Source organism: Leptolyngbya sp. FACHB-60 (genome assembly GCF_014695775.1).
In the GTDB taxonomy this organism is placed as follows: Bacteria; Cyanobacteriota; Cyanobacteriia; order Phormidesmidales; family Phormidesmidaceae; genus Nodosilinea.
This window is the reverse complement of the sequence record NZ_JACJOX010000077.1, coordinates 60,395-81,197: the sequence shown is the minus strand read 5'-3', so window position 1 is coordinate 81,197 and position 20,803 is coordinate 60,395. Positions and strand designations below refer to the sequence as shown.

17 protein-coding genes and 3 pseudogenes are annotated in these 20,803 nt (G+C 51.3%); 6 read left to right on the top strand and 14 right to left on the bottom strand.

The window, feature by feature from the left end; all coding sequences use genetic code 11:
- A pseudogene (locus H6F57_RS26455) lies at positions 1 to 818 on the top strand (hypothetical protein); the annotation flags it as partial.
- Positions 819 to 946: 128 nt separating this feature from the next.
- Here H6F57_RS26455 and H6F57_RS28510 read toward each other — a convergent pair.
- Positions 947 to 1,327, bottom strand: a pseudogene (locus H6F57_RS28510) (DUF6876 family protein).
- 244 nt (positions 1,328 to 1,571) lie between these two features.
- Between H6F57_RS28510 and H6F57_RS26445 the strand changes: the two are divergent.
- A complete protein-coding gene (locus tag H6F57_RS26445) occupies positions 1,572 to 2,138 on the top strand; it encodes a hypothetical protein (protein WP_190632254.1) in 567 nt (188 codons plus the stop codon).
- Here the strand turns inward: H6F57_RS26445 and H6F57_RS26440 are convergent.
- From H6F57_RS26440 to H6F57_RS26400, 9 genes are all read right to left on the bottom strand, one after another.
- Positions 2,135 to 2,335, bottom strand: coding sequence for a hypothetical protein (locus tag H6F57_RS26440; RefSeq protein WP_190632252.1), 201 nt, complete (start codon positions 2,333 to 2,335; stop codon positions 2,135 to 2,137). The two genes, H6F57_RS26445 and H6F57_RS26440, sit on opposite strands and share 4 nt — an antisense overlap.
- Positions 2,336 to 2,794: 459 nt before the next feature.
- The gene (locus H6F57_RS26435; protein ID WP_190632248.1) at positions 2,795 to 4,471 is read right to left on the bottom strand and encodes a hypothetical protein; all 1,677 of its coding nucleotides are present in this window, start codon (positions 4,469 to 4,471) and stop codon (positions 2,795 to 2,797) included.
- Positions 4,472 to 5,422: 951 nt separating this feature from the next.
- The gene (locus H6F57_RS26430) at positions 5,423 to 6,661 is read right to left on the bottom strand and encodes a M23 family metallopeptidase (RefSeq protein WP_190632246.1); all 1,239 of its coding nucleotides are present in this window, start codon (positions 6,659 to 6,661) and stop codon (positions 5,423 to 5,425) included.
- Positions 6,658 to 6,825 (bottom strand): hypothetical protein, encoded by a 168-nt coding sequence (locus H6F57_RS26425; protein ID WP_190632244.1) that lies wholly within the window; start codon positions 6,823 to 6,825, stop codon positions 6,658 to 6,660. The genes H6F57_RS26430 and H6F57_RS26425 overlap by 4 nt, the downstream gene beginning before the upstream one ends.
- 11 nt (positions 6,826 to 6,836) lie before the next feature.
- The gene (locus H6F57_RS26420; RefSeq protein WP_190632243.1) at positions 6,837 to 7,247 is read right to left on the bottom strand and encodes a hypothetical protein; all 411 of its coding nucleotides are present in this window, start codon (positions 7,245 to 7,247) and stop codon (positions 6,837 to 6,839) included.
- A gap of 170 nt (positions 7,248 to 7,417) precedes the next feature.
- On the bottom strand, positions 7,418 to 8,932 hold the full coding sequence (locus H6F57_RS26415) for an ATP-binding protein (protein ID WP_190632241.1): 1,515 nt from the start codon (positions 8,930 to 8,932) through the stop codon (positions 7,418 to 7,420).
- A complete protein-coding gene (locus tag H6F57_RS26410; RefSeq protein WP_190632239.1) occupies positions 8,932 to 9,651 on the bottom strand; it encodes a hypothetical protein in 720 nt (239 codons plus the stop codon). The genes H6F57_RS26415 and H6F57_RS26410 overlap by 1 nt, the downstream gene beginning before the upstream one ends.
- Before the next feature lie 242 nt (positions 9,652 to 9,893).
- A complete protein-coding gene (locus H6F57_RS26405) occupies positions 9,894 to 10,367 on the bottom strand; it encodes a hypothetical protein (protein ID WP_190632237.1) in 474 nt (157 codons plus the stop codon).
- Complete coding sequence (locus tag H6F57_RS26400) at positions 10,358 to 10,651, bottom strand: hypothetical protein (RefSeq protein ID WP_190795053.1); 294 nt, start codon at positions 10,649 to 10,651, stop codon at positions 10,358 to 10,360. The genes H6F57_RS26405 and H6F57_RS26400 overlap by 10 nt, the downstream gene beginning before the upstream one ends.
- 277 nt (positions 10,652 to 10,928) lie before the next feature.
- On the opposite strand from H6F57_RS26400, the gene H6F57_RS26395 reads away from it, so the two are divergent.
- The 4 genes from H6F57_RS26395 to H6F57_RS26380 all read left to right on the top strand — a co-directional run bounded on the left by H6F57_RS26395 (position 10,929) and on the right by H6F57_RS26380 (position 15,806).
- On the top strand, positions 10,929 to 11,435 hold the full coding sequence (locus H6F57_RS26395; protein ID WP_190632235.1) for a hypothetical protein: 507 nt from the start codon (positions 10,929 to 10,931) through the stop codon (positions 11,433 to 11,435).
- A 34-nt stretch (positions 11,436 to 11,469) separates the two neighbouring features.
- Positions 11,470 to 11,808, top strand: a complete 339-nt coding sequence (locus H6F57_RS26390; RefSeq protein WP_190632234.1) for a hypothetical protein — start codon at positions 11,470 to 11,472, stop codon at positions 11,806 to 11,808.
- A 237-nt stretch (positions 11,809 to 12,045) separates the two neighbouring features.
- A complete protein-coding gene (locus tag H6F57_RS26385) occupies positions 12,046 to 12,345 on the top strand; it encodes a helix-turn-helix domain-containing protein (RefSeq protein ID WP_190632232.1) in 300 nt (99 codons plus the stop codon).
- Between the two features lie 20 nt (positions 12,346 to 12,365).
- Entirely contained in the window at positions 12,366 to 15,806 is a 3,441-nt protein-coding gene (locus H6F57_RS26380) for a PAS domain S-box protein (protein WP_190632230.1), read from the top strand.
- A gap of 2 nt (positions 15,807 to 15,808) precedes the next feature.
- Here the strand turns inward: H6F57_RS26380 and H6F57_RS28175 are convergent, their stop codons facing one another.
- The 4 genes and pseudogenes from H6F57_RS28175 to H6F57_RS28505 all read right to left on the bottom strand — a co-directional run.
- Positions 15,809 to 15,937: a hypothetical protein gene (locus H6F57_RS28175; protein WP_277874308.1), complete on the bottom strand. Its 129-nt coding sequence runs from the start codon at positions 15,935 to 15,937 to the stop codon at positions 15,809 to 15,811.
- A gap of 378 nt (positions 15,938 to 16,315) precedes the next feature.
- Entirely contained in the window at positions 16,316 to 18,613 is a 2,298-nt protein-coding gene (locus tag H6F57_RS26375; protein ID WP_199294930.1) for an ATP-binding protein, read from the bottom strand.
- 802 nt (positions 18,614 to 19,415) lie between these two features.
- Complete coding sequence (locus H6F57_RS26370; RefSeq protein WP_313933707.1) at positions 19,416 to 19,781, bottom strand: response regulator; 366 nt, start codon at positions 19,779 to 19,781, stop codon at positions 19,416 to 19,418.
- 732 nt (positions 19,782 to 20,513) lie between these two features.
- A pseudogene (locus H6F57_RS28505) lies at positions 20,514 to 20,640 on the bottom strand (CU044_2847 family protein); the annotation flags it as partial.
- Positions 20,641 to 20,803: the final 163 nt, after the last annotated feature.

The window sequence follows — 20,803 nt, the reverse complement described above, 5'->3', positions numbered from 1 at the left end:
TGCCCCAAGCCCTGGAGGCGGCCCAAGCGATGGGGGATGAGCAGTCTCGAGCCCGGGTCCTCTCGGCCTTAGCGGATAAGTTTCCAGAGTTGATGCCCCAAGCCCTGGAGGCGGCCCAAGCGATTGGGGGTAATTGGTCTCGAGCCTATGCCCTCTCGGCTTTAGCGGATAAGTTGCCAGGGGTGATGCCCCAAGCCCTGGAGGCGGCCCAAGCGATTGGGGATGATTGGTCTCGAGCCGAGGCCCTCTTGGCCTTAGCCGATAAGTTGCCAGATTCCCTGTTGCCCCAAGCCCTCGAGGCGGCCCAAGCGATTGGGGATGAGCAGGATCGAGCCAAGGTACTCTCGGCCTTAGCCGATAAGTTGCCAGATTTCCTGTTGCCCCAAGCCCTGGAGGCGGCCCAAGCGATTGGGGATGAGCACGATCGAGCCGAGGCCCTCTTGGCCTTAGCCGATAAGTTGCCAGATTTCCTGTTGCCCCAAGCCCTGGAGGCGGCTCAAGCGATTGGGTATGAGCGGTCTCGAGCCGAGGTACTCTCGGCCTTAGCCGATAAGTTGCCAGATTCCCTGTTGCCCCAAGCCCTGGAGGCGGCCCAAGCGATTGGGGATGAGCAGTCTCGAGCCAAGGTACTCTCGGCCTTAGCCCCTCAGTGCTTAAATTTTCCAATCCAATATATTCGATGCCTTTCAGGGATAACTCGTCCCTATGCCTTGCCGTGTTTAACTAGCTTAATATCTGTGATTTTCAGGGATACAGAACAAGAAGCTCTTGCGGCTGTTACTGAGGCTGTCCAAGATGTTTGTCACTGGTGGAGATAGTTTTTCGCTACTTTGTACTTTGGGGCCGTCAATGCGATCTAGGAAGCACAAATCATACAGAGCTCACGTCCGAAAACCTTCCGTCCATGCCCCTGCGCATCTCAATACACCCTGATCAATCTCAGCAACTAATGCTCAGACGGCCGCCGCAGCACTTCATCTTGGCAGTAGATGATGACTGACTGAAGCGGAAAATCCGTGAACGGGATCTCCTGAGTAACGGCCACATTGTCTGAATCGCGCTCGCAGATGAGCAGTGCCGAGCGATCTGGGTTTACCGATAGCTTCCACAACTGAATCTGCTGGAGCATCCAATCATCTCGAATACGCGGGTCGAGCTGTCATGATGCGATCGCATCCAGCAACCAGAAGGCACCTCCTCTCTCAGCTAAGTAAAACACTCCATCCGTATACAAAAGCCCCAGTGGATGGGGGTACCACTGAGATGTTCTAGTGAACTGGTAGAGATCGCTTTCAGTCAGTCGATGCTCACTTTTACCTTGGGTCACAGGAAAACTTCCTCCCTAGATGGCAACGTCCACAGAGGGCATAGAGAACCTTTGGTTAGAACCATTGGCACTTTGCCCTGCATGGTTTCTGCCCCATGCATAAGCACCGTCTACCCATGACTATTCATTTTGTAAAAAAGCATACGAACCCACGAGAACAATGCTCAAGAGGTTTTTTTGTTGACGGCGCACTTCGTTGCTCTACCCTCAAGGCCCAGAACGCTCAATAACCAGGACGAGCGCTATGAGCAGCGGTGCCGAACCAGGAGTCTTTGCTGACCTACTGATGGTCGCGATCACGTTCATTGCCACAGTCGCCAATATCTTGCTGTGGTTTACAACTCGGGCCACTCTGAAAGTTTTGGTGGAGCAAGTACGACACCAGTTTCAAAATAGCTACAGCGTTGCCCAAGGAGACGTCATCAGTGCCCATCGGGAGCTTTTCTTTGGCATCCTCAACAACCCATCGCTCTTGGAGAGCTTCACGAGAGCGAATGGCCTCGATATGAAAGCATGGGAAATTGAAAAGATCTCAGAGTTCCTCATCAACCAAGTGCTTATCGGCTATGTCAATTTTAAGAACGCGATTATCAGCGAGATCTACTTTGAGGGATTCAAGCAAGACGCGCGATCGCTCTTCCTCTACCAAACGGTATGCCAGCACTGGGCGCGGGTGAGTCACGTTCATTCAGACGACTTCCGCCATTTTGTAGAAGCAGAGTTACTTCCGCATAAGAGCGCAGCCCAAGAAAAAGCGGCTCCTCCGTACTCGGGGGAGCCACTCAACAATCAGGGGGCTTCCAATCGTTAGCCACGAATAAACGCGATGAGCTCTGGAGTGAGTTCAACTACATCCTCGTGGTCAGCAAGAGCAATGCCGTTTCGGGCCGCACCAGTTAGGCGACTCCCTTGGACGAACATCCGGCCTTGCTCATCGCTGTAGAGCGTTGGGCACATGCCACTGTTGCACGGAGTAAAAAGCGTTGAGAGTTGCTGAGAACCAGACATAGGAATTCCTCCTGGAGAGACGTGTGAATGACAAGCGAACACAGGATTTGGAACTGGCCTATTTCTCCTCACCCAGGGCCAGAGGTTAAGGCAGGTCGCCTTGTAGGTCATAATAGCATGACGGCTTCTAGTGGATGCCAAGTGAATCTATGGGCATCAATTGCTTTCCTGTCGTAGCCCAGGGATACCATAGGGTGTGAGCCGTACTAGGGTTGATGCTTTGTGAGTCAGCGCGATCGCATCTCTGTTGATGTCAGCGATATTCGAGAACGAGTCGAGACTTGTCGCGATGACGTGGCCTGGACAGAACTTCCCCTCGCAGCAAAACTTCGCGTTCTCATTCGAGAACGGTTAGAGCAGATTGAAGCAGAGAGAGGAGCAGACGGATCAGGTGACGATTGAGCCCCATCACAGATCCCAATGCCCTCACCTGCCCCGCTGCTCTCGCAGGCTGTACGTTCAGCCCCCACCCCTTAGGAGCACTTGGTCTTCATACTCTGGATATATACGAAGCCAGTTAAGTGCCTCACTCATAAACACCGGGTCACCAGAGGCTAGATAGCCCTTCATTCGTTCGATCACCGCTTGCCTGGCCTTCTTTTGCTTGGCTTTTTGTCGATTGGATTGTTCCTCAGCCAAACGCTTTCGACGCTCTTCTTGGTCTGAAGCGATTTGAAAGAGCGACAGCTGAGCAGCATGCGTGCTGTTACACACCGAGGAGTGAGTTTGCCCTTGATTTAAGGGGCTCAAAGCCTTGTTAGATAGGTTGTTACACTCTTTCTCTTCCAATAAGTTTGGGCGACTCTCGGGCTCGTGCGCCCTAAAGCGCTCGGGTCCCGAGGGAGACTCTTTTATGCCTGGGGGGTCTGGGGGGATTTCCACAGGTACTTTGTCATGAATGTGCTCGGGGTGCCAAAGGTCTTTGTTTTTGTAAAGGGTTGGGCCTCCAACGGAAAATCTTGTTGTAAGGACGTTAAACCGCTCTCGAACGGTGATGGGGAGCTGCCCCTCATTGAGAAGCGCTGCAATGGCTAGTCGTATTCTCTCTCTCGCTTCCTGTGCTTTGGTTTCGTTGTGTGAGGGCGTATCTTCATCGTTGGCTGCTGCCATTCGAGCTTTGCCTACTCCGTAGTGGTAGTAGTGGCTTTGTTCGATTGCCCTCGCCCACGCAGTCGCTTTCTCTGTGAGTTCATGCACGTGGTTACTCCACTTGTGGAACTCGGGTAGCTCACGCGCAATCTTGATGATGTCTTCTACCAGTGCGTCTCCCTCCAATGGGGTTGGCGCGTACAGGACGTGGCCAAAGATATAGCTTCGCATTGTGATTTTGCCGAGAATTCGATTTGTCATTCCCGGGCCAGTCCATCCGGGCTCAATTTCGGCATTGAGGTCATTGATGAACTTTTGGGCCTTGGTGGTAACTCGGTATTCGCGTCGGCGCGCCTTCTTTAAAGTCTGCTTCAGCAGCACTGCATCGATCGCGTTGTGGCTACTTGCCTGGTGCCACATCTCGGCGAACCGCTCACGCGAACTGTAGATAGGTTCAAGGTCACCGTTTTTTAGAATGTATGAGCCTGCCTCCTGGAGCGGAAGGCGGTGGGCGCTGTAGAGCGGCATCTCGCTATTATTTTCCAGGGGAACGTAGGCTCTTGGGTTTGGAAATACTTCAAGCTGGCCAGGTGAGCACTTCATCCCTGCATTCTGGAGCACAGTTGTTACGCACAGAGCTATCTCCCAGCTTTTCTGCGCCTCCTCGAAGGGAAAGTAGAGGTGGAGGCCACCACTGTAGCTTGATGTGATGGTGATGCATGAGGGAAGCCCCAAGGGTTCGAGCGCATCTTGTATGCGTCGTAGGGCCAGGGGGTCAGATGCTGGGTGATACCGACTTCCTCTGTCAATGTCGAGAAGGATGTACTTGGTAGTTGCGCTAAAGCGCACGCCGTAGAGACAACCGCCTTGCAGGATAAGCCTGTCGCTCAGAGGGTGCCGCGATTCAGTTTGCCAGGAGGGCTTTTCATTCGGTTCTGTGTGCTCGGCCGAAATGTAGTCGAACCGGTGGGGCCAGAGTTTTAGATATGGGTCTTCTGTCTCCTCTACCGAGAAGGAGAACAGCGCCCGAGGTGCTTCTTGTTTCACTGGTGTTTCGTCCCAAGTTGGTGTGCAGGGGACGAGGAGCAGCGGTAGATGGTGGTGGTGGGGTGCGCGTAGAGCTTAAATCGGTTTCATGCAAAACACGCCCATGCTCGTGCTCCTCGCCTGTTAAAAGGCACTTGGGATCACGAGCGTGCTAATACTACAAACCTTTATGGATCCGCCGAAAAAGTGTGCAATTCGGGGAGCCTGGGGTAATATATAGACACAGTAACTCTGTGATGAGTTCACATTGCCGGCCAAAGCATCGGTGAACGCATCTGTAATCCCAAGTTAGATTGGTTTATTTTTAAAGGCCTAGCTGTTAGCGCAGCTGGGTCTTTAGTTTTTTTGAGTTGGGGCTGTTTGTCAGCTAGGGCTCTCCTTTTTTCACGCGTTATACAGCAACTGCATCATCGTTTCGTTCGTTTACCTGCACAGATAGCATCTGTGGAGTTACAGCGATGGGTATTAGTCCCCGGCCAATGCGCTCAACGAACTCGCTTCGCGAAAGGTTAAATGTCCTTGCGAGAATATCGAGCCCATCAATACTTACCTCAGTAAGAGACAAGTTCACCCGAGACTTTTTAGCCTCATAGCTGGGACGACGACCGTCTGGATTCCGTGGCACGCTATAGCTCATGACAGTTGGGAACAAAACGTTCAGCAGTTGCAATCAATCATACACATCTATATTAAAAACGGATCAACTGCACTAATCCAAGTTGTCTACACCAACACTCCGGTCAGGTTTTGACAGCCAGCGGTGGAATGCGGGTTTCAGACTTTTCCAGTAGCTTGGCCAACTAGAAACCAGGGGTTTCAGCGCTTGCCTAGAAAGATGCCCGGGCTATTGCTACACACTGATAAATGGATAAATGCGTCCGGTGAAAGTTCAATTTTGAGCGTCATCGTTTCTTTTAAGAGTGAGGCTTAGAGGTCTTGGGTGTAGTCTCATCATTTGTCTCGATTCTCCTGTCTTAGTTTTTGAAGATGGTTCATGGCATCGAGCCCTTGGTTCACACGGCGTGTTTGGTCTGCTGCGATGTTGAGGTTGGGACTTCCTCCAGTACCAATTTCCCTCCGGCTTTCAGTGAGTGCTGCTGTACGGGCATTTATGATCTCCTCAGGAGTTGGGTCAGCGCTCGGCAGGTATTTAAACAGCCGATTCGCTGCATCTGGGGACTGATTTTTTAGGTCAAGTGTCATCAGAAGTGCAGCCTCTGAGAGCTCGCTGCCTAAGACCTCCTTTGCTTGTGCCTGAATGAGTGGGGTTACTCCTTTGAGCTTGGCGAGCTCAGCGCTATCTGCGGCTTCAGGACTGGGATAGCCGTTTGTTGAGCTGAAGAAACCGTGGTTATGTCGGTTTGAGTCCCTGTGTCCCCAGTAAGCGTTGGTCTTCTCACAATCCTTGGTTGCAGCACCCTCGATGTACCCGATGACACAAGTAATCATCCTGTCTTCAAGCGAGGGGCGGCCAGCGTAGTTGTGATACTCCGGCATTAGAGTGGGGTTTAAGACTGCTTGGAGCATGCCGCGCTTGGGGTGGACCTTGGTGCCATGCACCTGCTGCTGCCAGTGGAGATGGGCACTACCGATACCTGAATCACCGGTATGAGCAAGGACCTCGCCTTTGGCTTTTGTACCGGGGTAACACTCAGCAAGGTGGAGTGCTTGGTAGAGTTCAGGCCCTATCCAGACATCAGCGACTTGCCCTCCCCCACCGCTGCTATCCCACCAGCACTGCACTTTTACCCCATCAATCGGGGCGTAGAGCGGCGTGTTGAGTGATGTCGCAAGGTCAACTCCCTTATGGTCTTTACTCGCCCCAGGGATGCCGATATCACCCCTCCAGCCGTACCCAGATGAGACCTCAATAACGGTGCCATCTAAGAGGGTGAACGTTTCACCCTTCTTTACGGGGGCCTGATCCAGACCGGAATAGACATGAGACTTACCTCCGCGAGGGCCAATAAATCGAAAGAGTGTATAGCTCGGGATAATGTCGCGGCCGAGTACCCGGAGGCCTGGCGTTGAGAAGTAGAGCCCTTCCTGAACGAGCTTGTGGGCAAAGGCATTAACACCCGAGTGAAAGAGCACAATTGCTGGTGGCGCGCAGAGAATTGCTGCAAGTGACCAAAGAAACAGTTCACTCGATGCGGTGCTGAGCGTGTTGATAAAAGAGCCCACCTTCATTCACTCTCACCTCCTCCTCCTGCTTCGCTTCCAGCAAAGGTGATTTGTAAAAAGCGGTTGCCATCATGCACGAGAAAAAATCGGTGCTCTCCGGGATGAAGGAGTTCAAGCACAAGGGCAATCCAGAACCCTGCAACAATGAGTCCGCGAGCAGAGGTGTGCATAGTGCTACTACCTATTCCCCATCAAGTTGGGTGATCGGGCGCTGCTCGCCGTCTTTTCCGGTAAGCAGTGTCGTTGCATCTTCGACAGTATTTCGAGTAGCAGTGCCGACCGCCGCCCCGAAATCAGACGGGTCAAGGAGCGTGCTTAAGGATGGTGTGACTTCACCGCCTTCTGCAAATAATGCAGCTTTTGCGGCGATAAAAAGTGAACTCATAGCCACTAAGGATGCGAAGAATCCAAGCAGAAGCAAGACTGATCGCTTTGGCCTCGATACAACTTCCCATGGCCATAAAAATCCCATGCCGATAATTCCAGCAGACCAGCTCTTTGTAAGCTCAGCCTTTTTGCGTTTCATGTCGGCTGAATCAGCTGCTTTTTTCGCAGCATCTTCATGTTTTTGGGTGTTATCAGAATCAGACATAGTGAGCACCTCGTCTTGTTTTTCTAGAAACGACTATCAGCGTGTTGGGTAGCCTGTTGGGTGTTTGGGGGATGTGAGGTGTTAAGACGCTTCCTCTGTACTGCCTGGCTAGGGTACATCCTTTACAGAGTGGCTCTTCCAACAACCCAACACAGAGTCTGGCCAACACACTATCCAACAGGTGGCGCGAATTTTAAGGCGAATCGTTTTCCCTCTTCGAGCCAGACGGCAAGGTGATGAGTAACTAGTTGATTGACTATTTCACGAATTTCGCTTGAGGAAAGGCGATCATAATCTTTCCCCCAGTTCTGCTGCACTTTGCGAATTTCTATTGGGGTGTGAAGTCCATATTTCTTGAGGCAATAGGTGAAGAGATTGCTTGTTACCGGGTGGTCGTGAAGTACTTCATAATTGGGCGTCAATTCTATCGCCTCATCGTCGGGAATCTCTTCTTCAATTGGCGCTACCCAGGCACGGTTAAGAGTGTCTATCCAATCATCTCGATTGAAAGTTCCTTCAATTTCTTTTTTGAGTCTGTCAATGTGATCGCCCTGGTCGAGGCGAATTGTGTCATTGCCCTCATTGAGGGTGTAGCCCAAGGCGCGCATTAGTTCTTCAAGTTGGTCGCGTAGTGCACCAGGCCGTACGGTATCGGGCAGTGCAACAGGCTGAAAATTAGCCTCGGTGTACTCAGTACCTGCTTGTTTGAATGTGGCTTTTTCTCCCCAGGTAAGCTCACCATCGTCATCGGTCGTGCCTTCTAAGCGAATCACCGCTGCTGTGGTTTTGAGCGCTGAGAAGACCCCTGTATTGAGTGATTTCCCACCGGCGTTTCCTGCGGCTTCACCGTGGAGGATGAGAATAGGAGCCCAGCCTTGCTTGCGTGCCGTTTGGTTAGCCCAGCCGATAAGCGAGTTTGAAAGTCCGTTTAACTCGGGATAGTTGGCGGTCTCCCACTTCCCCACCTCGTCAACAATGACGGTGCGGCGGCGCTTGCCTGCTTTTGTCCTGAATGGTTCATAGATGCGCCCCATCGTGTCGAGCACTTTCTCTCGAACGGCATTCATCCCCTCCCCTTTGGATGTAGAGCCGTAGAGGTCACCAAAGATCCAGGTGCCTTGGATCATATTGGCGTCGGTATCAGGGTCGATGATGATGGGAGCTTCCTCCCGTTTGTAGATGGCTCGTAGTAAGGCGATCGCCATGGCGATAGTGCTTTTCCCTGAGCCTGAAGGCCCGATAACAAGCACGACGAATGCTCCCATCATTTTTTTTAGCCACGGGGCAGCTGCTAGGAGCTGGGCTACGTTATCGGCGAGTTCACTTAAGGTGTTCTCGCTCAAATCCTCGATCGCAATTGGGTGGGTATTTTTTCCGCCTGAGACAGGAAGGCTCGATGGAGCAAGGGCTGTGGGGTGACGCTCAGCAAGTGCCATCCCACCTACTATCCCACCACAGCCAAGCACTGAAACTATGAGACCAAAAGCGTGTGCGGCCTTACTGTGGGCTGTAACCACCGCTCCATCGTTCTCGACTCCGAGCCCATAAATCTGCCTCACCGTGGCAGCATCCACCGTTTTAGGACTTTGGATCATAAGCGTCATTCCGAGGATGGCTGCCAAGGAGCCGCCGCCAAACAGGCTGCTGCTTAAGATCTTTTGCGTGTTTGAACTGATGATCTTCATTACTTCATCACCTCCTGAATGACCTCTGCGGGGGTGGTCTCGGGGATGGCCGTTGTAGGGACTCGCACTGGTGATTGTGCGCCAGGGAGGTAGTACTCGACGCTTAAGACACCCTCCCGGAGATTCGCGAGTGCCTGGAGCACCTCTGTAGCGTCCTCATGCTGAGCTGAAAGAGGAAACATGGCGCGAACAGCAGCGTAGTAGCGCGTAAGTCCCATCTGAATTTGGTAGATGGCAGGGAGGGGACGCCAATTGCCGTAGACGCCGTTACCAAGGCCTTCTGCGATGGTCACGTCCTTTCCCCCCGCAAACCCGATCGCGGCCCACTGGAGGCCTTCTGCTGCGTAGCGGAGGAGCACACACTGGTGGGGCTCTAAAACATCGCGGCAGTACTCAAGGTCAATCTGAGCAAGAGGATCAACGTTGACTAGGCGTCCCTCCTGCACCTCCGCTTTTGCGGCTGCAAGCAGTCTGAGCGACTCTTGGTTTAACGGGTATTCAAGGACTGAGGCAGTTTCCTTGGCGATCCACGCATCGTAGTGGCCGAGCACTTCACTTAAGGCTACGGCGTAGTCTTCTTCTGAATACTCCCCATCAGTACGCATCGATGCGAGCCTTTCGGCAACAGCGAGCGGATCATCAGCGGCAAAGTCGTAGGCTTCAAACGCTGGTGGGGTAACGAGCCTCTTTTCAGCGCGGTAGCCTGTAACAGCGGTCACTGCGACTACCGCAAGAAGAAGTACCGCTGAAATGGGAGCGAGACGGGCAAATGGGCTTAAGTTTCTGTACCACCGCAGCAGGTTAAAGTTCCCCTGCCGATGATGTTGTGGCTGTGTGAGGAGGGAGGGAGGAGGAGGAGGCATGGTGGCAAAAGCATCCTGCGATGCATGACTTTCTTTAAGGGGCGCAGGGACAATTAACTAGCAGCAGTAGTAGTTTTTAAGGTGTGCGTGCGTGTTTGTCACACTCCAGCGATGGCTTTTGCGGTTGAAAAGCCTGTGATGAGAGCGGTGCAGTCGATGACATCATCAAGGTTGATGCCAAACCCGGGTGAGTTCATATCAAATGCTCCAGGAGGGGCAGGCTCTTTTGCTTTCCGCTCTTTCCGGCGTTTGAGTTCAGCTCCGATAAGGGCTAGGTCAAGTTGCCCTACTTCGGCCTTCTCCAGAAAATCGCAGAACCTAACTACTTGGTGTTTGCGGTTCTCCACCACCGCTCCTGCGAAGGCATTTAACCGATCGTCACTTGAGCGCATCAGGGCCTGGGCAATGTGCTCAAAATCTTTGTGAGCAGAAAGGGCGGTCATAAGGGAATCGCTTTCTGAGTCATCTGTTACAGCAGCGTTAGGGGTACTAAACCCCTTCCCTCCTTTGGATTGAGTGGTCTTATTGTGCTGGGCGTTTAATAGTTCTTTTTCTTGTGTAGTTAGAGGCATGGGTAATTCTCCAGAAAGTCTATGAGGCGTTCTTGGGCGAGGGTAGCGTTACGTTCTTGTTCGATCGCACGAGCGATGAACCAAATTTTTAGGACGTCGCGTTCTGAGTACTTCCGGGGTTTTCCGGTGGGGTTCGGTGGAATAAGCGCGAGCGCCATCCACCGACTGAGCGTACTTTTGGTGATGCGGCGGCGAAGCCGCTTTGAAAGGGTGCGGATAAGCTCCTTGTACGAATAGGTAGGGGCTGTGGTGAGGGAGGAGGCTGTCGTTGTCGCCTTCGTCATCTCCTTCTCCTTGAGGCAGAAGAGACTCTGTCGATTGAAAAGAGCGTGCGCGTCTTATGGGAAGGCCGGTTCTGTGGTTCCGCGACGGTTCTATGGAACCGGCTGATACGTTCCACAATAGCACAAGTTGTTCTGAATGGATTTAACTGAATAATAAATTCAGTATGTTGATTTTTTGTGTAGGGAAAGAACCAGTGGTGCTTCTATGGCACAATTTGTACCGATATTCCCGCTCGTACACCGAAAATCTGTCTGTTTCTCCTTCATTGATTCATGCATGGCTCGCCAAGTTCGGCTTAACTACATCTACGCAAGCTCTACAACCTGGGAGCGGTTTGACCTTGCCTGCGATCAGTTAGGGTGGGCAAGGAAGTCACTCGTACAGCAGTGTCTCCATGCGTTCTTTCACAAGCACCACGGCTTTTATCAAGAGGCGGCCATCGCCGATGCTGCGGCGCGGGAGATGGATGAAGCCGATTACTACCGCATTCTGCGGGATGGCTCTGAGGAGGATCTTCAGCGGTATACCTTAGGACGGCCTGGGTTTGGGGTGACGCCGCTAGATCCGGTGCCGTTTAATCCATCCGGCACCGCTATTCAGCGAACCTACAACGTCATCACTATCAGTAACTACAACGCTGTGCTCTTGAAGGTGGCACGTATTGTAGACACCGGCCCCATGGTGCAGCTAGTAAGCCGAATTATTGAGCAGCATTTTGAGGCGTACTGGGAGAAAAACTACCTCCCCCAAATTGAGCGAGATACGAACTGTTCTTTTCGTTGAATGTCTATTTCGTTGTTGTTAGAGGCTATCCCACATGCAATCATCTACAGCCCCATCTCCCGCTACCTTAACTTCCGAGCGTGTACAGCTTGCCGTTGATGCTATTCTCTCGACACTCGGTGAGCCAAAGACTGCTCTCCATCGTGAAGCCTTAGAGGCCTTCCAGCGTGAGGACTATCAAACCAATAAGCGATTGGCCGCGACCAATCTCGGTGACTTTTACTGTAAGTCGCTTGGCTACTTGGGTTCAGCGTTTAAGCTCACCCCAAACACAGACACCATTCTTGCTGAGTCAGCCAGGGCTGCGGCTGACTTTGCGCGGGAGCGCATACTTGCTGAGCTAGGCGGGGCTATCGCTGAGGCATTGGGGTAAACGCATGTAAACGGATCTATAAGCATAAGGAAAAAGTCGTATTTGCGTCGCTTCTGCGAAGCTAGCGTTTGTTCCATATCAGTAACGATTCAGCTGTTTTGAGATGTGACAGACTTCAAAAATCTATTCAGCGATTTTCTGGTGGCTAAATGCTGAAAGGTGTTTAGCCGCCTCTATCTAAGGATAGATTTCTTCTAAGACTGATTAGGCTGACAACAGTAAAGGACTTTATAAAGTGTGGGTGTTGTAGCTTTTCATTGGAACTGCTTAGGGATCAAACAGCCCGCCATTGGTCAACTGATTCGAGAGCTTCGGCAAACCTTAACACTGACCCAGGAGAAGTTTGCAGCTCAGCTTGGAGTCTCCTTTCCCACCATTAATCGTTGGGAAAACGGACACGTCACCCCTTCTCCCCTAGCACTCAGACAAATTGAAACCTTGCTGAACCAGTTGGCGGAGTCACCTGATGGCGCTTTACGGAAACGCAGTCAGGCCATCCAAGGAAAATACCTGCACTCAAGGAAGCTAAAAGCATGAGGGTAGAGCAACACCAGGAGATGCCCGACAAGCCCTTTGGAGGTGATGGTGAGATAGAAACACTCCTGCGCTCGCACGACTGGTCTCAAACTCCCCTAGGGGCAGTCGAAACTTGGCCAGAGGGTTTGAAAACAGCAGCACAAAGCTGGTTGGCTGAACTGAATCGATCTCAAAGACCCGAACCGATGCAGCCAGCATCGGTACCAACGCAAAATTGCACCCAAACAGCCACCTCACGCCAAGCGGCCCAAGCCGATGCGTTCCGGGTCACCCTTGCCGATGCGCTGCGTCTGCTGACCGATGCCAATGAGATCCAAGCTACCGCTGCCCGGATGCTGGGCGAACATTTAGGAGCCAGCCGCGTCATCTACGCTGAAGTATTGCCGGGCGGAAAGGACGTGATCGCCCATACGAACTATACAAACGGTGTTGCTGAGTTGAGCGGGCAATATCGTCTAGAAGACTTTGGCCGCAACTTGACCGATGACCATCGAGCGGGGCAAACGGCGATCGTTCCTGATGTAGCGAACAGCCTCAAATATACAGACCGCGAAAAGGCCATGTATCGGGCGATCAATATTGCGGCCCATCTCACTGTCCCCCTGATCAAAAATTATCAATTTGTGGCGCTGCTGGCGGTTCATCAGGCAACCCCACGTGAATGGACAGAGCTCGAGGTGAGATGGGTCGAAGAGACAGCAGAACAGACCTGGGCCACGGTCGAGCGTGCCCGCGCTGAAGCCGCGCTGCGCGAATCCGAAGCGAAATATCGTCTGTTGTTCGAGTCGATTGATGAAGGCTTTTGCACGATTGAAGTGCTCTTCGATGCCGATGGCCAGCCGTTTGATCACCGCATTTTGCAAGCCAATCGAGTATTCAAGCGACAGTCCGGTATTGCCAACCCAGAAGGCAAAAGGGCAAGTGAACTCGTACCGGGAGTGGAACAGTATTGGAATGACCTTTACGCCCAAGTCATTCACACCGGTGAGTCTATCCGCACTGAAGAGCGCTCGGACGCGCTCGATCGCTGGTTTGACGTTTTGGTGTCGCGGGTCGGTGATGCCGCAATGCGTCAGGTAGCGCTCGTGGTTACCGACATCAGCGAACGCAAACAAGCGGAAAACGCGCTGCAACAAACCTCTGCCGAACTCGAACGTCAAGTGCGAAAGTTCAATGCAACGCTTTCGACCCTCACTGAATTGATATTTAGCTTTGACCGAGATGGGAGGTTTATTTACGTCAATCAAGTGGTGCTCGACTTGTGGGGCATCACCGCAGCAGAAGCGATTGGCAAGACGATGGCTGACCTCAATTATCCCGCAGCCGTTGAGCAGCAAGTGCTAGGCGATATGCGACGGGTCTTTGAGACCGGAGAGAGCGTTAGAAACGAAACTGCCTACACCAATCCAGCCGGAATCGAGGGCTACTTTGAATATGTTCTTAGCCCAGTGTTTGCCGTCGATGGCACCGTGGAATCCGTTGTCGGTTCATCTCGCGACACCAGCGAACGCAAACGGATGGAGATTGCTCTGCGGGAAAACGAGGAGCGTTTCCGCACCCTGGCAGATAATATGTCTCAACTCGCATGGATGGCAGACGAGGCTGGTTGGATCTTCTGGTACAACCAGCGCTGGTTTGACTACACGGGAACGACCTTAGAGGAGATGCAGGGTTGGGGCTGGCAACAGGTGCATCATCTGGATCATGTCGATCGTGTGGTTGAGCATTTCCGCTACTGTCTTGAAACGGGTGAGCAATGGGAAGACACCTTTCCGCTCCGAAGCCGAGACGGAACCTATCGTTGGTTTTTGTCTCGTGCCATTCCGATCCGAGATGAGCAAGGACAAATTTTACGCTGGTTTGGCACGAACACTGATATTACCGATCGTAAACAGGCAGAAGCCAACCTACAAGAGAGTGAAGAACTGAAGCGACGCATTTTAGAGAGCAGTCAAGACTGCATCAAAGTTTTAACGTTAGAGGGACGACTCCTTTACCTGAATGCAGGCGGCTTGAATCTCTTAGAAATCGACGATCCGGCCTCTGTTTTGAACGCCCAATGGCTCGATTTCTGGCAAGACGAAGACCGCCAAAATGCTTTGGCAGCGCTTGCAGCCGCCCAAGCGGGCAATGCCGGTCAACTTCAAGGCTACTGCCCCACGGCAAAGGGCAACTTGAAGTGGTGGGATGTCATCGTCACCCCCATCCGAGATGCATCCGGCAGGGTTACACAACTGTTATCAATCTCACGCGACGTTACCAAGCAAAAGCAATCTGAATTGGAACGAGAGCAACTGCTAAAGCGAGAGCAAGCGGCGCGAGAAGAAGCAGAACGCGCCAACCGGATCAAAGACGAGTTTTTGGCAGTGCTGTCTCATGAGTTGCGGTCGCCCCTGAACCCGATTTTAGGGTGGACCCAGTTGCTGCAAACCGGCAGATTCAACCAAGCCCGCCAAGCGGAAGCACTCGCGACGATTGAGCGTAATGCCAAATTGCAGTCCCAACTGATCGAAGACTTGCTCGACATCTCCCGCATCATGCAGGGCAAGCTGACCTTAAATCCGACTTCCACCAGTTTGACGTTTGTGATTTCTGCGGCGCTCGAGACCGTGCGACTGGCAGCAGAAGCCAAGAATATTGAGATTGCACTTGACCTCGATTCGCAAATTGCTCCCGTCTTTGGCGATGCTGGTAGGCTCCAGCAAGTGGTCTGGAACCTGCTGACCAATGCCGTCAAATTCACGCCCAAGGGCGGACAAGTGACGGTCGAACTGAGACAAGTGGATCAACTGGCGCAGATTCGGGTGATAGATTCGGGCATTGGCATCGATGCTCAATTCATCCCTTACGTATTTGAGTATTTTCGGCAAAAAGATGGTTCCACCACCCGTCGATTTGGCGGTTTGGGTTTAGGTCTAGCCATCGTGCGGCAAATTGTGGAACTTCACGGCGGGACAGTGGCGGCAGAGAGCGGCGGTGAGCAGCAAGGTGCCACCTTTATCGTGCAGCTACCGGTCCTGAAGCAGTCCATCCCCGTTCTCTCTGAGTCAACCCAGCCCCAACTCAACTCAGAGATGCTCCTAGACAACGTTCAAATCTTGCTCGTCGATGACGATACGGATACCCGCGAGTTTCAGGCTTTTCTGCTAAAGCAATACGGGGCAACGGTGACCGCGGTGGCTTCTGGCTTAGAAGCGCTGCAAGCCTTGGAGCAGCTGATTCCAGATGTCATTGTCAGTGATGTTGGCATGCCAGAGATGGATGGCTACAGTCTGATGCAGCAGATTCGCTCCCGCCCACCCGCTCAGGGAGGGATGGTTCCTGCGATCGCACTCACGGCCTATGCCGCAGAAATTGACCAAAAAAGAGCCCTCAAAGTTGGCTTTCAAACCCATTTGACGAAACCATTGGAGCCAGAACGATTTGTCGGCGAGATTGTAACTCTGCTCAAGCCAAATTGAGTCTAAACATTGCGCCTCACCACAGGCGGTGCCACTTCGGCTCGCGCTAGTAGCTCAATTTCCTCCACTAACGCCACTACTAACCCCAAGTGATCCAGCTTCTCGATTTTAACCTGCGCGCTGAGCGTCATACATGGCCTTTAGCACCAACGCAAGGTAATATCCCTCTTTAATCACTTTGGAAGGGGAATAAAGATTATGTTGTTTACTCTCAGTTTTCATCAATTTACCCGAGCCATGCTGAACAAATTTCCGCCATTTCAGCTATTCTCCGGCGGGAGTAACAAAAGAGGGAATATAGCCATCGCCAGATTGGTTAGGACATTTTGCATAACCCTTTGAAGCGATGGCTATCCGCCAGTGCGCTGCCCCAGTTTTTGCTAGTGGTCGTGATTCGAGTCCTAAGCGCAGTGGCCACCGCTATAGCTTCGAAGCAGGCGGAAAGACTGACTATGACAGTGACCTCTGTGGTAGAAGTTCTACGCGCTCAGTCAGCGACGCACGTTCAATTAGTGCAAATACAACGGTGGTGTTGAATTTACTAGTAACGGTAAACAGATGGTAAAAGTAGTACCTAACCCTTCCCCTGGGCTTGCTACTGCAATGTTGCCATCGTGTAACTCAACCAGTTGTTGCACAATGGTCAGGCCCAAGCCCAAACCTCCAAACGAACGAGTAATTGAACTATCGGCCTGACGGAAATAGTCAAACACGTAAGGAATAACATCAGCTTTAATTCCTGAACCCGTGTCGCTGACGGTGATTTTTGCTCCCTTTAATTGTTGCTCTAGGCGGATCTCTACCTGTCCGCCGTCTGGCGTGAATTTGAGCGCATTCGAAAGAAGATTTTCGATGATTTGTTGTAGGCGATCGTGATCGCCCAACACTTCACCTGCTGCTTCATCTAGATGAGCATTGAGCTGAATAGACTTAGCTTGGGCATCGGGTTGCGCCACTTGAATTGCTGCCTCAATAACTGGCTTCAAGTCCACAGCCTGCCGCTTAAGCAGTAGCTTGCCCCGCAGCAGCCGGGAAACATCTAAAAGGTTATTGATTAGCTGAGTTTGCAAACGGGCATTGCTCTCAATGGTCTGTAGGGCAAGAGCTTTGGTGGTGGCGTCAAACTCGCGCGTTTGCAGCGCCTGTGCCCAGCCCAAAATGGCATTTAATGGAGTGCGGAGCTCGTGGGAGACGATTGCTAAAAACTCGTCCTTTAAGCGATTGGCCTGCTCTAGTTCCTCTGCCTGATGTCGAAGGGCGTTGAGGGCCACTTGCAGCTCCCGCCGGCGCAGGCTGACCTCGTCTACTAGGGCTTCTAGATCGTGACTTTGGCTGACCAATTCCTGCTGTAGTCGGTCACGTACCCGCTTTACGGCAGTCAAATTACCGACCCGTGCTTTGAGCTCCTCCACCGAAAAGGGTTTCGTTAGATAATCCTGGGCACCTTGGCGCAGCAGCTGCACGCGTAGCTCATCGTCGGTTTTGGCCGTCAGCATGACTACGGGCGTAGCATTGAGCTCCGGGTAAGTCCGCAACTGCTGTAGCAGCTGGTCGCCGCCAAGAGATGGCATCATCACATCGCTGAGAATTAGATCGGGCCGTAGGGCAATTGCCTGCTCCAGCCCGTCTTGCCCGTTGACAGCGGTAGCCATGCGATACTCTGAGGCCAGCGTAGTCGTGATGAACCGATTCATTTCTGGGTTGTCTTCTACCACGAGCACCAGAGGCTCACTCAAGGGATGCTCTGGCCCAAAAGCGTCGGGCTGGGGTATCGAGCGGAGCTCTTCGGCCATGAGAGCGGCAAGCTCTGCGTCTTGCCCCCAATCAAGTACAGCCGCCCTCACCACGCTAGGGTGAGGAGCCAGCAGCGGTAGCTGAACGGTAAATTGGGCACCGCCGCTGGGGGCATCGCCTACTGCAATCGTGCCACCTTGGAGTTCGGCAAATTCTTTGGCGATCGCTAAACCCAAGCCCGTGCCACCAAAGCGCCTAGTAGTGCCACTCTCCCCTTGGCTAAACCGTTCAAAAATAGTGTCCCGTAGCGCTGCTGGAACGCCTGCACCGCTATCCTGAACTGAGAGAATAATGCGATCACCTTGGGTGAATCCCTCATCTAAGCTCCCGTCGCTGGCCATGACTTGAGCGTGATCAGTCGTTAACTGGCAATGCACCGTGCCGCCGTTGGGAGTAAATTTAAACGCGTTAGAAATTAAATTGAGCAGAATACGCTGTACTTTGACCCCATCGACCTGTGCTTGCAAAGTCTCAGGGGCATCAGTGGTAAAAGTAATCTGCTTTTCCTCAGCCAAGCCGTCAAAGTTGGCTGCCGTTAAGCGCACTAGTTGCGCTACATCGATCTGCTCGTAAGTCGGTACCATACGACCAGCCTCTAGTTTGGAGACATCCAGAAGATCATTAACCTGCTTAAGCAACAGCCGGGCATTGCGGTTAACGAGTTCAAGATCGAGACGGTGCTCCTGGTTCAAATTGGCCTGGTGCAACAGTTTCTCCACTGGCCCCAAGATTAAAGCGAGGGGGGTGCGCAGTTCGTGGCTGACATTGGCAAAAAACTGAGTTTTGAGTTGATCGACTTCCTTGAGCTGTTCATTGAGAGACTCCAACTGATTATTAGCTACTTCGAGGTGCGATCGCCGCTCCTCAGAAAGTTTGGCTGACTCGATCAAGGCCAGCGCCTGGGGCACTAGAAACGGCAGAATTATGGCGGTGGTTACGGAGGCTATTGCCGTTACTACCTTCAGGGCTCCAGAAAGCCAGTAAGTCGGGTGCCACAGCGTCCAGACATCCATAAAGTGCGTGCTGCCACAGGCCACAATAAAGGACCCAAATGCTAGAAACATCCAGTGAAATGGGATTTCTCGGCGGGTCTTATAAACCAGATAAGCAAGAGTGCCTGAGATAGCCACATAGGCTAAGCCAATCGATAAGTCTGAGAGTAAATGTAGCCAAACTAACCCTGGCTTCCACAGGTAGCAATGCCCATGAGGGATAAACCCATTTGCTGCAAATAGCGGACTCCACCAGTCTGAAAAAACGATCAGAAAGGTGAGAGTGAACATGAGTGCGGCTGCACCATAGCTCAAATTATTTCGGTTAAGGCTCAGCATCAGCTTGTGAATTCAGGACTCAGGTTGTTACGCATATCGTAATCTTGCCGTAACTATTTTAACCTGTTGACCCCCTAGCCCAGTACAGAGAGAAGAAGCAGAGGTCTTTCTGTAAAGAGGTGAGTGTTGCTGTGGCTTCAAAGATTCAGGCAGAGTCTGAATATGCTTTTAAGCAATAAACCATTAACGAGAGATATGTTTTTTAAAGTATCAAGTAGGGCATTTTTATAATGGGATCACCCAAATTTTATCATAAGCAACGAGTTTATTTTGTCGAGGATGGAGATGGGATCAAAAGCTATTAATTAGGAGGGGGAACGTAGACCTATCACGTTGAGGTAAATATTGGAAAAGAGCTCGAATTTGGGCTTATAGGGCACAAGACAACGGTTGTCTTAGTTGAGACCGAACTTGAGTAAATTAAAAATTAGGCTTAGCAGATTGTTTCTAGCTTAGCTCCTATATTCTTCAACAACCTTAAATATTAAGAAGATGTGGCTTGTTGTCTAAACTGTAAAAATTCCGCAACTCTAGATAAAAGAAGATCGATTTCTATTGGCTTACGAATAAAATCGTTTGCGCCCATCGCCAGCCCCTGAATATCATTAGCATCTTCATAGGCAGTTACCATCAAAATAGGAATAAATGGCACATTCTGATTTTGGCGAATCTCTTTAGTTATTTCATATCCATTCATGTCAGGCATCATCACGTCCATTAAAATCAAATCAGGTGGCGAGGCTTCTACTTTTACAAGGGCTGCCCTACCATTATCTGCTGTATCGACTTGATAACCTTCTGCTTCTAAGAGAGTTTGTAGCAGAAATAAGTTATCAATGATGTCATCCACAATAAGTATGCGGAAGGTTTGAGAGCCACACATTTGAGAGACTTACCTAAAGACAACAGGAAAAGAAAATTAACACAATTACATTGATAACTTTGACTTAGTTAATAAATTTTAACGTCACGCTTTAGATGGATATTTTCTCTTATTTGCTAAAGTACACAGGCAAAATTTGTGAGTGTGCCTTCCTAGAAGCGGGGGACGAGAACGTTAAATTTTTATCCGTTTTTAACAAATCTTGAGCATACTAAAGTTGCTCCTAAAAGAATATAAGCTTCTCTAGCGATGCGATGTTATATAATCAGAGGGTCTTGCAAAGAGCGTTTATGCAATTAATTTATTAGGATAAATTTCCGCAAAAGCTCTGATATATTTAAGGTTTTAGGCAGAATCTCCAGCGTACCTAAAAATTCTCGCTTTGGATCTTTTGCCAATCGGTTGATGACCTTAATCTCCTACCCTTTTGCTTGTTGCAGGTAAGGAAAGTTTAGATAGCAGGAAAGTATATTCCCGTACGGAATTGTTGTTCTAACAAAGTAGCTGCCCCTTGTCCTAGAGCAGCATCACAATCTTTCTCGTGAAACGCTCCAAAAACTGTCCACCACTGTGCTGGGAAATTGCCACTCAACTAATTCAGGGCTTGTTGTGGGTACAGGTGTGGAGTAAGCCAGATGAGTTAATTGCGCGCAGGCAACTCTGCGCCCTGATCCAGGGCTACTCCTAGGCGCTGGAGCCTCAACCTTCCTTGGAAAATGAACACTCCACCGTAATCTTGAGGTTCACATCAGCCGTGCCCTTGGTGACGTAGGGCACCCCAGGTTCCCCAGCTACTTTTAACTCCACATTCGAGCGTTACCTTGTCGCCCAACGTTAAGGCCTTTAACCTCCTTCTTTCCATCAACGGTTCAAACAGGGCCGCCTCATGGCGCTCGCCAACCATGAACAGAAAGGTAACAGGCAATCTATTTCCCTCGCAGCGCAGATGGATTTTGGTTTTAAAGCCACCTTGGGAACGTTCTGACGCC

What these genes read in the sequence shown, in the direction of transcription:
- H6F57_RS26445 (WP_190632254.1), top strand. Translation starts at nt 1,572, where the DNA reads ATGAGCAGCGGTGCCGAACCAGGAGTCTTTGCTGACCTACTGATGGTC.
- H6F57_RS26440 (WP_190632252.1), bottom strand. Translation starts at nt 2,335, where the DNA reads ATGTCTGGTTCTCAGCAACTCTCAACGCTTTTTACTCCGTGCAACAGT.
- H6F57_RS26430 (WP_190632246.1), bottom strand. Translation starts at nt 6,661, where the DNA reads ATGAAGGTGGGCTCTTTTATCAACACGCTCAGCACCGCATCGAGTGAA.
- H6F57_RS26425 (WP_190632244.1), bottom strand. Translation starts at nt 6,825, where the DNA reads ATGCACACCTCTGCTCGCGGACTCATTGTTGCAGGGTTCTGGATTGCC.
- H6F57_RS26420 (WP_190632243.1), bottom strand. Translation starts at nt 7,247, where the DNA reads ATGTCTGATTCTGATAACACCCAAAAACATGAAGATGCTGCGAAAAAA.
- H6F57_RS26415 (WP_190632241.1), bottom strand. Translation starts at nt 8,932, where the DNA reads ATGAAGATCATCAGTTCAAACACGCAAAAGATCTTAAGCAGCAGCCTG.
- H6F57_RS26405 (WP_190632237.1), bottom strand. Translation starts at nt 10,367, where the DNA reads ATGCCTCTAACTACACAAGAAAAAGAACTATTAAACGCCCAGCACAAT.
- H6F57_RS26400 (WP_190795053.1), bottom strand. Translation starts at nt 10,651, where the DNA reads ATGACGAAGGCGACAACGACAGCCTCCTCCCTCACCACAGCCCCTACC.
- H6F57_RS26395 (WP_190632235.1), top strand. Translation starts at nt 10,929, where the DNA reads ATGGCTCGCCAAGTTCGGCTTAACTACATCTACGCAAGCTCTACAACC.
- H6F57_RS26390 (WP_190632234.1), top strand. Translation starts at nt 11,470, where the DNA reads ATGCAATCATCTACAGCCCCATCTCCCGCTACCTTAACTTCCGAGCGT.
- H6F57_RS26380 (WP_190632230.1), top strand. Translation starts at nt 12,366, where the DNA reads ATGCCCGACAAGCCCTTTGGAGGTGATGGTGAGATAGAAACACTCCTG.
- H6F57_RS28175 (WP_277874308.1), bottom strand. Translation starts at nt 15,937, where the DNA reads ATGACGCTCAGCGCGCAGGTTAAAATCGAGAAGCTGGATCACTTGGGG.
- H6F57_RS26375 (WP_199294930.1), bottom strand. Translation starts at nt 18,613, where the DNA reads ATGGATGTCTGGACGCTGTGGCACCCGACTTACTGGCTTTCTGGAGCC.